Origin of the sequence: Streptomyces sp. Ru73 (assembly GCF_002920575.1) — a bacterium.
Classification (GTDB): Bacteria; Actinomycetota; Actinomycetes; order Streptomycetales; family Streptomycetaceae; genus Streptomyces.
In genome coordinates, this window is the sequence record NZ_PQSQ01000005.1 from 50,113 (window position 1) to 65,318 (window position 15,206).

At 71.0% G+C, this 15,206-nt stretch carries 14 protein-coding genes; 5 read left to right on the forward strand and 9 right to left on the reverse strand.

All coding sequences use genetic code 11. The features are described 5' to 3' along the window. Positions 1-40 precede the first annotated feature (40 nt). Positions 41-640: a hypothetical protein gene (locus C3486_RS03660; RefSeq protein WP_103831076.1), complete on the reverse strand. Its 600-nt coding sequence runs from the start codon at positions 638-640 to the stop codon at positions 41-43. A 165-nt stretch (positions 641-805) separates the two neighbouring features. Between C3486_RS03660 and C3486_RS03665 the strand changes: the two genes are divergently transcribed. Further along, positions 806-1,234: a hypothetical protein gene (locus C3486_RS03665; protein ID WP_103831077.1), complete on the forward strand. Its 429-nt coding sequence runs from the start codon at positions 806-808 to the stop codon at positions 1,232-1,234. A 179-nt stretch (positions 1,235-1,413) separates the two neighbouring features. Beyond that, complete coding sequence (locus C3486_RS03670; RefSeq protein WP_103831078.1) at positions 1,414-2,397, forward strand: alpha/beta fold hydrolase; 984 nt, start codon at positions 1,414-1,416, stop codon at positions 2,395-2,397. Between the two features lie 117 nt (positions 2,398-2,514). Here C3486_RS03670 and C3486_RS03675 read toward each other — a convergent pair whose 3' ends face one another. The 3 genes from C3486_RS03675 to C3486_RS03685 all read right to left on the reverse strand — a co-directional run bounded on the left by C3486_RS03675 (position 2,515) and on the right by C3486_RS03685 (position 6,449). Continuing rightward, the gene (locus C3486_RS03675; RefSeq protein ID WP_103831079.1) at positions 2,515-4,041 is read right to left on the reverse strand and encodes an MFS transporter; all 1,527 of its coding nucleotides are present in this window, start codon (positions 4,039-4,041) and stop codon (positions 2,515-2,517) included. 270 nt (positions 4,042-4,311) lie between these two features. Then, positions 4,312-5,682 carry an MFS transporter gene (locus C3486_RS03680; RefSeq protein ID WP_103831080.1) on the reverse strand — a complete coding sequence of 457 codons (1,371 nt, stop codon included), beginning with the start codon at positions 5,680-5,682 and terminating at the stop codon, positions 4,312-4,314. Positions 5,683-5,786: 104 nt separating this feature from the next. After that, on the reverse strand, positions 5,787-6,449 hold the full coding sequence (locus C3486_RS03685) for a GntR family transcriptional regulator (protein WP_219822180.1): 663 nt from the start codon (positions 6,447-6,449) through the stop codon (positions 5,787-5,789). A 369-nt stretch (positions 6,450-6,818) separates the two neighbouring features. On the opposite strand from C3486_RS03685, the gene C3486_RS03690 reads away from it, so the two are divergent. Further along, entirely contained in the window at positions 6,819-7,343 is a 525-nt protein-coding gene (locus C3486_RS03690; RefSeq protein WP_103831082.1) for a hypothetical protein, read from the forward strand. A 43-nt stretch (positions 7,344-7,386) separates the two neighbouring features. Here C3486_RS03690 and C3486_RS03695 read toward each other — a convergent pair whose 3' ends face one another. Beyond that, a complete protein-coding gene (locus C3486_RS03695) occupies positions 7,387-8,298 on the reverse strand; it encodes a hypothetical protein (RefSeq protein WP_103831083.1) in 912 nt (303 codons plus the stop codon). Positions 8,299-8,558: 260 nt separating this feature from the next. Here C3486_RS03695 and C3486_RS03700 point away from each other — a divergent pair, with 260 nt between their 5' ends. Beyond that, a complete protein-coding gene (locus C3486_RS03700; protein WP_103831084.1) occupies positions 8,559-9,404 on the forward strand; it encodes a calcium-binding protein in 846 nt (281 codons plus the stop codon). A 123-nt stretch (positions 9,405-9,527) separates the two neighbouring features. Here the strand turns inward: C3486_RS03700 and C3486_RS03705 are convergent, their stop codons facing one another. Then, positions 9,528-10,247, reverse strand: coding sequence for an acetate uptake transporter family protein (locus tag C3486_RS03705; protein WP_103831085.1), 720 nt, complete (start codon positions 10,245-10,247; stop codon positions 9,528-9,530). A gap of 181 nt (positions 10,248-10,428) precedes the next feature. Here C3486_RS03705 and C3486_RS03710 point away from each other — a divergent pair, with 181 nt between their 5' ends. Further along, positions 10,429-10,857 (forward strand): GNAT family N-acetyltransferase, encoded by a 429-nt coding sequence (locus tag C3486_RS03710; RefSeq protein WP_103831086.1) that lies wholly within the window; start codon positions 10,429-10,431, stop codon positions 10,855-10,857. Positions 10,858-10,922: 65 nt separating this feature from the next. On the opposite strand, the gene C3486_RS03715 is transcribed toward C3486_RS03710, so the two are convergent. From C3486_RS03715 to C3486_RS03725, 3 genes are all read right to left on the reverse strand, one after another. Then, positions 10,923-12,353 carry an MFS transporter gene (locus C3486_RS03715; protein ID WP_181138429.1) on the reverse strand — a complete coding sequence of 477 codons (1,431 nt, stop codon included), beginning with the start codon at positions 12,351-12,353 and terminating at the stop codon, positions 10,923-10,925. Between the two features lie 296 nt (positions 12,354-12,649). After that, positions 12,650-13,111 carry a spore-associated protein A gene (locus C3486_RS03720; RefSeq protein WP_258052572.1) on the reverse strand — a complete coding sequence of 154 codons (462 nt, stop codon included), beginning with the start codon at positions 13,109-13,111 and terminating at the stop codon, positions 12,650-12,652. Positions 13,112-13,322: 211 nt separating this feature from the next. After that, the gene (locus C3486_RS03725; protein WP_181138430.1) at positions 13,323-15,185 is read right to left on the reverse strand and encodes a coagulation factor 5/8 type domain-containing protein; all 1,863 of its coding nucleotides are present in this window, start codon (positions 15,183-15,185) and stop codon (positions 13,323-13,325) included. Positions 15,186-15,206 lie beyond the last annotated feature (21 nt).

The following is a 15,206-nucleotide window of genomic DNA, read 5'->3' on the forward strand; positions in this document are numbered from 1 at the left end:
TCACCCCTGTCTACGGCATGGGCACGCACTCCGGCCTATCTCACCGTCCCTGCCGGGCGAGGCGCGTACGGGTCCACAGGGTGATGTCGCTGCTGGTGGCGACGGCGAGGGTGTGTCCGGACGGGGAGAAGCCGGCGGTGCGCAGCGTGGAGTAGTGGGCATCGTAGATGTGCCACCAGCCCTCGCCGTGCGGCCCGTCGTGCGGCATTCCGCCGTCTGCCGAGAGCAGGACGCGGTGGTGCGGCCACTCCGGGCTGACCACCTCCACGTTCCAGCCGTCGTACGTCGTGGTGTGCAGGCCGCCTCCGAAGAGGCCCGCGATGGGTACGCGCGCCCCGGCGAGCGGCCCGAAGCCGGGGCAGGACAGGTCCGGCGCGGCGTCCGGGGTGCTGCCATCGGGGTCCGGATCCCGGTCGCGGGCGATCTTCTCCCCGGTGAGGGCGTCGAAGATGCCGTGCCCGTCGGAGGAGACCACCATGACCAGCTCATGACCGGTGACAGGATGCACCGCGAAGCCGATGCCGAGCAGCCCGCCGACGGGCTGCCGGTGGTCCCAGACCGACCGCCAGGGGGCCGGCGGAGCGGTCTCGGGAACGGACAGGAACCGTTCGCGCAGCCGCCGCTGGTAGTCCGTGAGCATGTCTCTCCTCGTCATTGCGGGGCGCCGGCTCCCACCTGGGACGACGATGAGCCAGTCGCCCGGGGAGGGAGCTTGACGCTTGTCAGGCCGGGGGCTTTAGTGATCGTGACTGTCTCAAACGATCACGTACTCGCGCGGTGATCGGCGACCTCTTGGGGGAAATCGATGCGTACTTTTGTCTCGGCCGGGGCCATCCTCGCCGCCGTCGGCCTCGGCCTCGTGCTGAGTTCCGCACCGGCATCCGCGACGCCCGCCGCTCCTGCCGTGCCCGGCGCTTCCCAGCCGACCGCCGCGGCCGCGCCGGAGGCGAAGGCTCCGCCGAAGTCGGGCAAGGACAGCATCACCTGCAACGAGTCGAACGCGCGGGTCAACTTCTCCTGGAAGACCGGCTGGTCGAGCACCACGGTGTACTACAACAACCACTGCCTGGGCGGGACGCGCGTCACCGCGGCCTTCAAGTTCTACAACGACGGATCGACGCCGTTCTACAAGTGCGTCACCTTCCAGGGCGACACCCAGGGCAAGTACAAGTTCGCGCACATCAACGAGATCATGGACGTCAACAAGGACACCAAGAAGTGCAAGAACAACTAGCGGTTGCCGACGGGCAGTAGGGCTGCTTTTTGCCGGGTCGGCAAATGTGCTCGTCTTCTCGGTGGGTGTCGCTCATGATCGGCGTTGAGGTCGTGGAACGCCGGTCATCAGTGACCAGTGCCAGTGCCAGTGCCAGTGGCCAGTGACCAGCCAACAGTCAACTGTCGTGGAGGAGACGCATGTCGCAGCATGCCGCAGCCGGCATCACCCATCGGTCGGTCCCCTCGCCCGCAGGCCGGATCCACCTCGTGGAGCAGGGGAGCGGGCCGCTGGTGCTGCTCGTACACGGCTTTCCGGAAAGCTGGTACTCCTGGCGTGCGCAGCTGCCGGTGCTCGCGGCGGCGGGATACCGCGCGGTCGCCATCGACGTACGCGGTTACGGACGCTCCTCCAAGCCGGCCGTGACGGACGCGTACCGGATGCTCGACCTGGTCGAGGACAACGTCGCGGTGGTGCGCGCCCTCGGCGAGGAGTCGGCCGTGATCGTCGGCCACGACTGGGGCGCCACCATCGCCGCGAACTCGGCCCTGCTGCGGCCGGAGGTCTTCCGCGCGGTGGGCCTGCTGAGCGTTCCGTACGCCCCGCGCGGCGGCCCCCGGCCCAGTGACATCTTCACGCAGATGGGCGGGGACGAGGAGTTCTATGTCTCGTACTTCCAGGAGCCGGGCCGCGCCGAGGCCGAGATCGAACCCGATGTACGCGGCTGGCTCGCGGGCTTCTATGCGGCGTTCTCCGCCGACACCATGCCCGGACCCGGCGCCCCCGACCCCCACTTCGCCAGCAAGGGAGGGACGCTGCGCGAGCGATTCCCGGCCGGCCGGCTGCCCGAGTGGCTGGGCGAGCGGGACCTCGACTTCTACGCGGGGGAGTTCGAGCGCACCGGCATGACCTACGCACTCAACCGCTACCGGAACATGGACCGGGACTGGGAGGACCTGGCCGCGTTCGACGGCACGCCCATCACCCAGCCGTCGCTCTTCATCGGCGGCAACCGGGACGCGTCCACGACATGGCTGGCCGACGCGATCGAGGCGTACCCGGTCACGCTGCCGGGCCTGGTCTCCTCCCACCTCCTCGACGGCTGCGGCCACTGGATCCAGCAGGAACGCCCCGCCGAAGTCAACCGCATCCTGACGGGCTGGCTCGCCGAGCTGCCCGCCTGATCCACGAAGGGACGAAGGCAGAGGCGCCGCCGCAGTGGGACGTGCTGGCGTGCTGGCCCTGGAACGCGTCGTGGTGTTGCGCGAGGCGAGCTACTCGGTGGCGAGCCCGCCCGTCCCCTACTGGCGGTGCGTTGCCGCTTCCGGGTCCGGGCCCGTGCCCGTGCCGGGGGCCGGCGAGGCCGGGTCGGTTGCCCCGCCCGTCACCGAGTCCGTCGCGCTGTCCGTCACCGAGTCCGACGCCCCGTCCGTGGCCCTGCCCGCCACGTCGTCCAGGCCGCGGCCCGTCGTGCGCGGGCCGAGGAGGCTGACGTCCAGGACGATGGCGGCCATGGCGCAGCCGATGACCAGGAAGACCCCGTTGGCTCCGCTGCTGTCGAGCAGCGGCAGCAGGACGTACGGCATGGCGGCGGTCGCCAGCCGGCTGAGCGAGTAGCCCGTGCCGGCACCGCGGGCGCGCAGGGTCGTCGGGTACAGCTCGCCCGAGTAGACGTGGAAGGCGTTGGAGAACAGGTTGCTGGCGATGGTGTAACAGGTACCGAAGACGATGATGAGCGCGGGCTCGTCGCAGTAGCCGAAGGCGAGGCCGCACGCGAGCATGATCAGTGCCGAGGCGCTGATGAGGGTCTTGCGTTCCATGCGCTCGATCACGAAGACCGAGCAGAGCGACCCGAGCGGATAGCCGAGGAAGGTCAGCGCGCTGAACGCCAGGCTGTGCACGATGTCGTAGCCCTTGCTGGCGAGGACCAGCGGCGCCAGCGTGCCGAAGCCGTAGTAGCCGAACACCTGGAGCACCTGGAAGACCCACAGCATGACGGTCCGCTTGCGCCAGGGCGCCGCGAACAGCTCGCGCATGGGAGCGGGCTTCACCGGCGCGGTCGTCGGCGCGGTCGCCGGGGCGGCCGGGGGGTGCTGCACCGGCTGCTTCTCCGTCTCTGCCGCCACCGGCTCCGGCCTCTGCCCCGCCGAGGCCGCGAACCAGTCGACCACCGCGGCGGCCTCGTCGTGCCGGCCCACCGCCGCCAGCCATCGCGGCGACTCCGGCAGCCCGCGGCGCAGCAGCCAGCACACGGCCGCGCCCAGGCCGCCGATCAGGAACATCCAGCGCCAGCCCGCGAAGCCCAGCACGGTGTGCGGAACGAGCCCGAGGGCGAGGAAGCCGGCTCCGGGCACACCGCAGAAGCCGATGGTGTACGCCCAGCCGATCAGCCGGCCGCGGCAGCGGGCGGGCAGCAGGTCGGAGAGGTACGCGTCGCACAGCGGCAGTTCGCCGCCGATGCCGACACCCGCGAGGAAGCGGCAGATGATCAGCATGTCCACGTTGACGCTGAACGCGGCGAGGACGGAGAACGCGGAGTAGATGCCGAGCGTGAGGTAGAACGCGCGGCGGCGGCCGAGCCGGTCGGCCACCCGCGTCATCAGTATCGCGCCGAGGAAAGCGCCGACGAACGCGGACGCGAGGATCGGCTTGAGCTGCCCCTCGGTGACGTGGAAATCCTCGGTGAGCGCCGTACTGAGCGTACCGGCGAGGAACACCTCGTACAGGTCGAAGAAGATGCCGACGCCGACAACGACCACGGCCATCCAGTGGCGCCGAGTGAGGGGCAGTCGGTCGAGCCGTTCTGCGATGGTCGGTGCGGGGTGCATGGGCCCTCCGGGAACGTGACTGCGCAACGAAGCGGTGCCGCGCAGGAGAGGGTGTTCCGTGGCGCCACGGCCGAGACGCACCAGGTGAGCGGGATGTTGGCCCACGCACCATGCGCCGAGGGAACGCATGTAGATGGCATGCATCCCCCGGATCACCGGGACGATACACCGTGCGGGCCGTGAGGGGAGCAGTCACGGCGGAGACCGGTGAGGTTCCGGGGGAGTGCCCGCGTCAGCCCTTCAGTCTCTCAGCCCCTCAGCCGCGCAGCCTCAGCCGCGCGAAGCCTCGGCGGGCGCGGGCCCGTCGGCCGTCCGCCCGTCCGACGCCCGCTCATCCGACGCCCGCTCCTCCGACGGCCGTTCGTCCGCCGTCGGCACCGCAGGTGTCGTCGTCCGCGCGCCCCGCAGGACGAGCGTCAGGCAGGCCAGCGCCACCACGGCCACGCCACCGAGCATGACCGGGTACGAGAGCCAGTCCGACAGCGTGGCCAGCAGGGCCGGGAGGAGGAAACCCGAGTAGGCCAGCGCGTAGTAAACGCCCGTCAGACCGGCCAGGTCCGCTTCGCCCGCCATCCGCTGGATCTCCAGCAGCCCGGAGACCACTGCGATGCCATAGGCCGCGCCCAGGACGATCGCGGCCACTGCGGCCAGCCACGGCGAACCCAGTGCGGCGTTCAGCGCGCACAGCACCGCACCGACCAGCATCACGGTCATCGCGACCACGGAGGCACGCGCGTTTCCGCGGCCGTTCGACCGCCCGGCCGCCTGGTGCAGCCGCTTGGCCACCGGCTGTACGGCCGCGCCGGTGCCCAGGGTCAGCACCGTCAGCGCGGTCGCGAACGCCAGCTCCCAGTGACCCACGTGCGAGGCGACCAGCTGGGGCATCACCGCGTACGCCAGGCCCGCAGCGCCGAAGACCCACGGCGCGAGGGGAACCACCACGAGCCGGAAGCGCCGCCGTGCCGCCTGAGGGACGCGCAGGTCGTCGGCCAGGCTGCGGAGCAGTCCGCGATCCGAGCCCGCCGCCGCCGAGGAAGCGGGCGTGCGCGTCTCCGGCACCCGCAGCAGCAGCGCGGGGACGGCGGCGGTGATGAGGATGTGCACGACGTACGGGGTCACCATCGGCCACGGCCCCCACTGGGCCAGCGCGCCCGCGACGCCGGCGCCCAGCGCGAAGCCCGCCGTCTGGCAGAGCGCGGCACGCCGCGCGGCGAGCCCGGTGTCCGCTCCGGTGGAGAGTTCCTTGACCCAGCTGCTGCCCACCGACATGGCGATGCCGACCGCGACGCCCGTGAGCAGCCGGCCGGCGTAGATCGCCCACGCGCCGTCGGCGCCGAAGCTCAGCACGAGGCTGGCGAGCGCGGACGCCACGGTGCCGAACACCAGGACCGGCCGGCGCCCGCGCCGGTCGGACACCGGCCCGGCGAGCAGCAGCCCGGGTATGAGGCCGATGACGTAGGCGCCGAGGAAGGCGTCGACGCTGATCGCCGAGTAGCCGCCGAGCCGGCGGTACATCAGCAGCAGGGGAGTGAACTGGTTGCCGCCCCAGCCGCAGACGAACATCGCTGCGGCGACCGGACGCCACGAGCCCGAACGGGGCTCGACGGCCGGCGACTCGGCGACCCGTTGGGTTTTGAGCATGGTGATGACAGGTTCCTTGTGCGTCGTACGTGAGCGGCGGCTCGGCGCGGCCGCCGGTGTTCAGTGCTTTCCGCCGGTGAGTTCAGTGCTCGCCGCCGGTGGGTTCAGCGCTTGTCGGCGGGCCGTTCCGGCGAGCCGTGGGTCGCGGCGAGGTGTGCGCGCAGGGCGTGCCCGAAGGCGGCGGCTTCCCCGGCGGTGAGGTGGGTGAGCAGCGTCTCGTGCTCATCGGCGAGTACGTGCAGCCGCTGCGGCCGGGGTCGCAGCGCCGACATGCTCATCCGCCGCTGCCGGTCGCCGAGGGTGGCGTAGAAGCGGCTGGCGAGGCGGTTCCCGGACACCTCGACGATGCCCCGGTGGAACGCCTCGTCGGCCGCGGCGAACCCATTGAGGTCCCCGGCCTCCGCGAGTTCCCGCTGCCGGGCGACCAGCTCGCGCAGCCGCGCCTCGTCGTCGGCCGCCAGGCCGTCCTGGGCGATCCGCTCCGCTGCGGACTGCTCCAGTGCCTGCCGCAGCTCCAGCACGTCCGCGGCCTCGCCCGCGGGCACGGGCACGACGACGGCGCCGCGCTTGGGATGCAGGGCCAGCAGCTCCTCGGCCTCGAGCCGGAGGAACGCCTCGCGTACCGGCGTACGGCTGACCTGCACACGCTGGGCGATCTCGCCCTCGCTGATCAGCGTCCCGGCGGACAGCTCACCGCTGAGGATCAGCTCCTTGGTCATGTCGTACACCGTCTGCGCGGCTGAGGCGCGCCCTGCTTTCTTGGTCACCGTTCGACGGTAACACTCATAGATACAAGCTTGCATCTATGAGGCGGGCGATGCGGACGGCGCTGTTCGGTGCTGGTCAGCCGCATGCCGCGGGGTCGTTTGAGACCGACTCCCACCTGGCGGCGCGCCTGGCCCCGATCCCGGCCCGTTCGGGCCGCGCGGCGCAGTAGCTTCGCCTGCGAAAGCCCGCGGGTGTGCGAGACGGGCCTACGAGATCACCAGTCCGAAAAGCGCCCTTTGGTGGGAATGACGCAATTCCGACTGACGCAACGCCCGGTCGGCAGGAAGGATCAAGCTCGGCCAGGGGCCGAGCCCCCGTGCTTCGGCCCCCACCCCGTGTCCTGTGTCTACTGACCGAGGGAGCATTTGTTGATCACGCGCCGTTCGGCCGCGCTCGCCGCGCTGGCCGTTGCTGCCGCCACGCTCACAGCGCCCAGCGCGCACGCTGCCGACGCCTCCGGCACGTCCGAGCCCACCGCGGCAACCAGCATCACCCGGAACGAAGTGCTGGCCCGTACGAAGTTCTGGTTCGATCGCCAAGTGCCCTACAGCCAGGCCCGCACCTACCCCGACCCGCAGGGCAAGCGGTACCGCACCGACTCCAGCGGCTATGTCTCCATGGCCCTGAACCTGCCCGCGCCCGGACGCAACACCCAGGGCCTGGCCGACCCCGCCATCACCAAGAAGATCACCAAGGCCGAGCTCCAGATCGGCGACCTGCTCCTCAACAGGAGCAAGCACGTGGTCATCTTCGCCGGGTGGGCCAACGCGGCCAAGACCAGGTACTGGACGTACGAGCAGACCCCGCCGCGGGTCAAGAACCGCACCGTCCCCTACCCCTACTTCGCGGGCAACGGGAAGTTCGAGCCCTACCGCTACAGGTACATCAAGTAGTACCCGGGCAGCGGCTTCGGCTCGTACGGCCGGCCGGACAGGGTCAGTACGAGCCGAAGCCGCCCGGGCTGAAGTAGTTGCTGGACGGGCCGTAATGGCGCTGGGAGGAGCCGCGCTCCTCCGGGCGGGTGGGGTGCTCGTCGACGAGGTGGCCGGTGATCTCCTGCCATGCCTCGGCGGTGCTGCCCCGCCACTCCTCCATGGCGCGCCCGGTGTCCAGGCCGAAGGTCAGCCAGAGGTACGGATCGCGCTCGCGCTCCTCGACGAAGGCGGCGTGCACCTCGTGCGGGGTGAGGCCGCCGCGGAGCCCGCCGTCGGTGTCGCCGCGGCAGCCGCGGTCGGCGTCCAGTGTTTCCAGGGTGACCCGGAAGCGGCGGTACCTCAGGCCGTTGCCGGCCTCCTCGACGCGGTAGCCCCACCGGGGAACGTCCAGCGGACGGGCCATGGCAGCGGCCCGCTTCCGCCGGGCCTGTTCCTCGTGCTGCCGCCGTTCGCGTGCGTACCGTTCGCGCTCGGCCTTGACGTGGGCGGTGAGGTCGGCGGCCTGGTCGCGGAAACGGCGGTAGGCGGCGAGCATCTCCGTCCGCAGGCGTTCCATCGTGGCGTCGTGGTCCCGGCGCAGCACATGGTTGCGGTGCGCGTGGCGGACGGACGACAGCACGCGGCGTGTCTTGCCCCAGGGACGGCGCAGGTGGCGGGTGGCGTCCCGTTCCTCGGCCCGGAGGCGCTCGGTGGTGCGGATCATGGCATCCGTGGCGGCCCGCCAGCGGCCGGCGTCGGCGGGGTTGGCCAGTACCCAGTCGCCGCCCCACATGCGGGAAGCCTCCTCCTCGGAGACGGCGCAGTAGAGGTTGCGGATGTCCTCCACCTCGGGGCCGGTGACGTTGAGTTCGCAGACGCGTATCACGTCGCGCAGACGAACGAAGTGGACTGTGTCGATCCCGCCTTCGTACATGCGTCCTCACCGGCCCCCAGGTCAACTACGGCACATTGTCCACCAGTTGATACCCCTGTGCGAGCAACGTACCGCCGACAAGCGCCCCCCCTGCGGGACGCCCCGTCCACGTCGCGGCCATGGACCGGTCACGGCCCGGCCCGCCGTTGTTCATGATCCATGGCACAACTCCGGCATCAGGCCCTTCGTCCAACTCAGTGACCACATGCACCACTGCACACCGCACACCACACACTGAGACTCCGAAGGGCCACTCGCGTATGCACGCCTACCGCACCCTCGCTGCCACCGCCACGCTCGCGCTCACCCTCGGCACAGCCGCCCTCGCGGCGCCGGCCGCCCAGGCGGCCTCGGCGGCCACGGCCACCGTTGTCCACGAGGACGGCGAGCTCTGGTACAAGGCCGCTCCCGGCCAGCAGAACCAGCTGACGGTCGACGAAGAGATCGAGCAGCGCGGCGAGTTCGAGTCGTACTACGTCCTTACCTTCCACGACCGGTACGACATCGCCATCGACCCGGGCGCGGCGGAATGGGACGAGTGCGCGTACCCCGCCGAAGGCGACCGCACCGTCGTGCGCTGCGCGGTCGAGATACCGGTGAACTCGGACGACTCCGACAGCTATGACATCGACCTCGGCGACCAGGACGACACCGCGACGCTCGAACCGGACAGCGACGCGTGGGCCGGGGTCCACGGGGGCCCGGGCAACGACGTACTCAAGGGCTCCGCTTCCGCCATGCTGTACGGCGACGACGGTGACGACCGGCTGGACGGTGGCGGTGGTCCGTTCGGCTTCGGCTCGTACGGCGGCCCGGGCAACGACGTCCTCACCCACTGCGGTCAGGACTGCTTCGGCGGAGCCGGGAACGACTCGCTGACCGGCACCGATGAGGAGAACACCCTGCACGGCGACGACGGCAACGACGTCCTGCACGGCAGGGGCGGCGCCGACGTCCTCTACGGCGGCAAGGGCAACGACACGCTGTACGGGGAGGAGGGCAACGATACGCTGTGGGGCAACAGCGGTGACGACATCCTGTGGGGCGGCAACGGCACCGACACCCTCTCCGGCGGCCCCGGCCGCAACCAACTGCACCAGGACTGAAACCCTTCGCTCCCCGCCGGGTCCCACTCAACTCCCCGCATCGCACTGCCCCCGCGTCGGCGTGCTGCCGCCGACGCGGGGGCATGGCACAGGCCGAGTACGCAGGGCCCCACCCTGCCCGGCTCACAGTTGGCGGCGGACGCCTGCCTCGTGCTGCGCGTGGGTGAGTTGGGCGCGCAGGCCGCCTTCCAGGGAGACCCGGGCGTGGCTGCGCCGCCCGAGGGGGAGCACGGTGCGCTGGGCGGTGTCCTCCAGGAGGAGGGCCAGCCCGCCGTAGAGCGCGAAACCGCCGAGGACGACGCCCAGCCAGCCCGCGGCCGTCTCCACCGCTGTGTTGCCCGTCGCGTTGTAGGAGCCGACCAGCGCGAACCGGGAAGCACCGGCCAGCAGCAGCACCCCGAACAGCGGCTTCCCGCCGAACGCCGCCGCGCTGAGTACGAGCACGAAGGGCGACAGGGTCAGCAGGAACACGGCCAGCGCCGGACTCGGCTGCCCCGGCTGCCCGGACGCCATGACCAGTGCCGTGCCGGCCCAGGCGAACCCCAGCGTCAGCAGCGCGGTCGCCGCACCGCCGTCCCGGGCCAGGAACGCCATGATCCCCGCGATCAGCATCAGCGGGACGACGAACAGCAGCATCAGGACGAAGACCGGCCGGCTCTGCGCCAACGGCACCCAGCCCAGCTCCACCGAGGTGAGCAGCACGCTGCCCAGGCCGAACGCGAAGAAGCCCAGCGGCAGGCTGCTGGCGATCGGCCGCAGCACGATCCGCGTGAGCGCTTCGGTGTCGGTACGCGGGGGGTCCGGGCGGTCCGGCCACCGCGACGGTTCCGGCTGATCAGTCATGTCCGGGTGCCTGTCCGCGATGACGCCTTCACATGACAGGGGGACGCACTTTTCCGTCGAATGGATCAGGCACGTGGCCCAGTGCGTACGGAAACGCGGCGCAGTACGCACCGCCGGACGTGGCGCAGTACGTCCCCCCCCACGTCGTCCCGCGCCGCGAGCCGTGGTCCACACTGGCGGCATGACCGACAAGGAGCCCGTCCTGCGCACCGGTGGTGCCGACAATGACCTCGAAGAGCTGCTGGGGGAGCGACTGGACGCGTTCAACAACGCCGCCACCGGCGGGGCGGAGGAGACGGAGTTCAGCGTCCGGGTCACGGACACGGACGGCGGGATCATCGCCGGCCTCACCGGCTGGACCTGGGGCGACCTGGGCGGCATCGAGCTGCTGTGGGTCCACGAGGACCACCGCCAGGCCGGCTGGGGCACCCGCTTGCTGCAGGCGGCGGAGGCCGAGGCCCGCCGCCGCGGCTGTGCGCGGATGGCCGTCTCCACGTACTCCTTCCAGGCGCCGGCCTTCTACGCCCGCCACGGTTACCGCGAGACCGGCCGCCTGCCGGGCCTCCCGGGCGGGCACGAAGACGTGCACTTCCTGAAGGAGCTGACGTGAGACGCGGCGGAGCCGGCGGGCCACTTCGGCACTGAGACCGTGCCCGCCTTCTCCTCGGCGGCTGGTCAGCGGGCCAGTTCCTCCAGGGAACGCTGTTTGGTTTCCACGCCGTAGCGCAGCACGACCGCCAGGCCGGTCAGGAGCACCGCGGCGGACAGTACGAAGCTCCACAGCACTCCGGTGCGCGCGCCGAGCAGCAGCCCGATGGTGATGGGCGCGACCACCGAGGCGAGGTTGCGCATGGTGCTGCCGGTCATCGTCGCCCAGGCCCGCATCCGGGTCGGATACAGCTCCGCGGTGTACAGGTAGATCAGCGGGGCGTTGATGTTGACGCCGAGCAGGACGAGGGCACCGGCGGCGAACAGGACGTCCCAGCGTTCCTGCCCCAGGACACCGAGGGCGACCGCACCGCCGACGCTGCCGAACAGCGCCAGACCGTACCCGGCGGCGAACCAGAACCGGCGGCCGAGCCGGTCCAGGGACCACGCGGTCAGGTACAGCACCGCGAGGTTGCCCACCACGATCCCGCCGGTCAGCAGCGAAGCCCGGGCCGGCGGGAGGCCGCCGACACGCATCAACAGCGTCGGCATCCAGGTGGTGAAGCCGCCGAGCGGCAGGAAGGTGGTGAACCACACGCACCACAGCGCGGCGGTGCGCGCACGGTAGGCGGGGGAGAACAGCTCGCCGAAGCGCGTCCGGGGCTCCACGACGGGCCGCGCGGTGGCCGGCGGGACCACCGGCTCCAGGGCGTGGCCCCCGTCGCGTGCGCTCGCCTCCATCTCCTCCACCACGGAACGGGCCCGGTCGAGCGCACCACGATGGACGAGGTGGCGCGGTGACTCGGGCAGGCGGAACCACGCCCACAACGCGGTGAGCACCGGCACGCCCGCGAGGACGAACAGCGAGCGCCAGGCCGTCTCGGGCGGGAACGCCGCGAGGAACGCCGCGCCGAGCAGCGTCGCGCCGAGGACGCCCCACAGGAACAGGCTCTCGTAGGCGAGCACGATCCGCCCGCGGGCGCGTGCGCCCACGAACTCGTTGAACATCGCCGCTGCGACAGGCACTTCGGCACCCAGCCCCATGCCCTGCACGAAGCGGAAGGCCATCATGCTCTCGACGTTCCAGGCCACCGCCGCGCACAGGGACAGCAGCCCGAAGAGCGCTGAAGCGGCGACGAAGGCCGCCTTGCGGCCGACCCGCTCGCTGACCACACCGAACACGAGCGCACCGATGATCTGCCCCACATAGCCCGCGGCGATCAGCGCCCCCGCCACCGACAGCGGTGCGCCGAGCGTGGCCAGCACGGCACTGAGCACGACCGAGAGGAGCAGCGCGTCGAAGGAGTCGAAGAAGGTGCCGACTCCGAGCAGCCCGGCGATCCGCAGGTGGAAGCGGGTCAGGGGGATACGGTCCACCCTGGCCAGCAGGGCACCGGCCGTGTCGTGGCCGTCGACGGCCTCGGGTGCGGTGCGTGCCGCGGTCGGTTGGATGCTCACGTGGCCTCCACGCTGAGGACATGTACGGAGGACATGTACGTCGGACACGCCCTCCGGGCCGAGGACGCGCACGGGAGAGCGACCGCGTCGAGGCCCGGTGACTCGGTGACCGAGCGCCCGGTACTCCAGCGCTGTCCGCGCTCCCGCACCTCAGTAGTCCAGTACTCCGCTACACCAGAGCTCTATTGCCTCTGTACTGGTCGGGCACCGCCGACGCCGGTCGGGTGGCCCTCCGCAACGGAGCCGCCCGCCCCGAGGAGCCGGGACGGGCGGTTGGGTTCGTACGGAGCAGCCGGTCAGCCGCAGTGGCCGCGGCCGTTGGCGCCCACGCCGTCGATCGCGGCGTTCCACAGGATGCACTGGCCGCGGGCGTCCAGGTACACCGGCCCGGCGTACGTGGTGTAGTGGCCGCTGTCCACCACGTACGGCGCGCCGCGCCCGGCGTCGATGGCGAGCGAGACGGCCATCCACACGGCCGGCGTGCCGGGCGTGTTCCGGATGGTGACGGCGCAGTTCTTGCCCGTCGACTCGTTCCAGGTCACGTACACCGTGCCGACGTCGCTGACCGGCGTCGAGTCGATGACCTTGTAGCCGCTGCCGCAGACGCCGTTGTAGGCCGCCTGCGCCGTGGCCGGGGCCGCGGCGGCCGTGGCCGTCGTCCGGGGCGCAGCGGAGGACGGCGAGGCAAGGGCGGTCACCGCACCGACGGTGACGGCGGTCAGCGCGGCGGTCGTGGCCGCACGGCGGATGAGAGTCATGGTGTTCCCCCAGTTGGTCATCGGCGGCGCTCGCTGCGCCTGCCCAGTCAGACAAGGCGGCCCGTGGGATCGTTGTGCTCCGTGTGTCACCGTTCTGTCACCGTGTCCCGGAGGGTTCGGCGCCTCCGCGGTGGGGTGGTGACACACGAACGGCCGCCCATGGGGGAGGCGGCCGTTCGCTGCGGGAAGTGGTGCATGGGAAGAGAGGGGACTACGGGTAATTCACCACGTATGCCTCCTGGTTGCCGGCGTTCGCCGGGCCGCCCTGGTCGTTGATGACGTGCTGGATGGTGCCGGTGCCGCCGAGCGAGACGCCCACCATGTGGTGGAACCGCACGCCGTCCGCGCGGGGCACCTGGAAGGCGCGGTCGGCGGCCACCGACTTGTTGACGTTGAAGTAGCAGTAGCTGCCCAGCCCGTACGCCTGGTGGTCGGTGACCCCGTCGGCCACCTTGTACGCGGCGTAGCCCTTCGTGTCGCCGTCCCTCCAGGATGCCTGGTCCGGCGGGTCGTACGGCATCTCGTTCTGGAAGAAGTACGTCCGGCCGCCGTTGCCGTTCCACACCACCTGGTCCTTCTGGAAGTGCTCGACGAACAGGCCGTACATCGTGACGTCGTCCCCGTTGACGATGAGTCCGTTGTCCGCGGTGTTCTGCGTCCAGCCGACCCCGTCGCCGTGGTCGGCCCGCCAGATCCAGGTGTGGTCGCCGATGACGTCCGAGCTGTTGACCACCAGGCTCTTGGCCGCCTTGCCGACGCCTGCGCCGCCGACGCGGAAGTACACGTCGTGCAGGGAGGACGGATCGGCGGAGTGGTCGGCCGAAGCGCCCTTCCGGCCCATCTCCATGAGCGGGTCCGAGCTCTCCTTGCCGGCGTCGATCAGCAGTCCGGCGACCTTCGCGCCGTCGACGTCGGCCACCGAGAGCGCGGTGACCCCGCCGTCCGGTACGAGGGTGGCGAGCCCGAGGCCGAGCACCACGGTGTCCGGCTTCGTCACCTCGACCGTGTCGTCCAGGTGGTAGACGCCGGGCGTGAAGAGCAGGTGTTTGCCCTGGTTCAGTGCGGAGTTGAGCTCGGACGCGCGCACACCGGGCTTGGCGATGAAGAAGTCGTCGAGCGGGAGGGATGTGCCCTTCGGGGTGCCGCCGGACCACGTCGTGCCCTGGGTGCCGGTGGCGACGTCGGGCACGAAGACCTTGTACGCGCCCTGGTCGTCGACGTAGAGGAACGGCTTCTCGCGGGACTTCGGGGTCTTGTCGACCGTGGTGTACGGCGGGTCGGGGAAGTCGCCGGCCGGCGGGTTCTTCGCGCCGACGAACACCATGTTCCAGTTGGAGCCGTGCCAGCCGCTCCACTCGGTGTTGCGGGACAGGTACTGCTGCTGCGACCCGGAGGAGACCGTACCGTCGACCCTGGTGTCGGCGAGCAGGCCACCGCTGGACCAGCCGTGGTTGCGCGGGTCCAGCTGCAGGTTGCCCTTGACGTGCATCCGGCGGAACGGCGCGGCCTGCGAGACGGCCCAGCGATCGGTGCCGTTCGCCGGGGTGACGGCCATGTTCTCGGCGCCCCGCCAGAAGTTCTGCGTGGCGTTGTCGTCGAACCAGTCGGCCTCGGCGTGCACATCGCCGTTGATGTCCGTGTCGTCGGGCGACATGCCGAGCCCGGCGATCTGGGTGTAGAAGCCGATGTTGGCGTCCACGTCGTACTTACCGGGCTTGAACAGCAGCGCGTGCCGTTCCTGCCCGAACTGGTTCTTCTCCTGCTCCTTGAAGACCGCGTCGAGCCGGGACTGGATGTCGTCCTTGGACATCGAGGGGTCGAAGACGTCGACGTTGGGGCCGAGGTCCGGGGCGTCGGCCGCGGTGAGGTGTTTTTGCCCGTGCGCCGGGGCTCGGCCTCGGTCCTGCTCCTGCGAGACAGCGGAAGACGTGGTGTGTTCGGGGCGCGCGCTCGCGCTCTGCGTGGTGAGGAGGGCAGCGGCGCCGGTCGCGAGGGCGAGGGCGGCGGCAGCGGCGGGCAGGGCGCGGCGCCGGCGGTGGCGCGGACGCGGGTGCTCCGAAGCGTTGCGGCTCATGTCGAGTGTCACCGTGCCCCC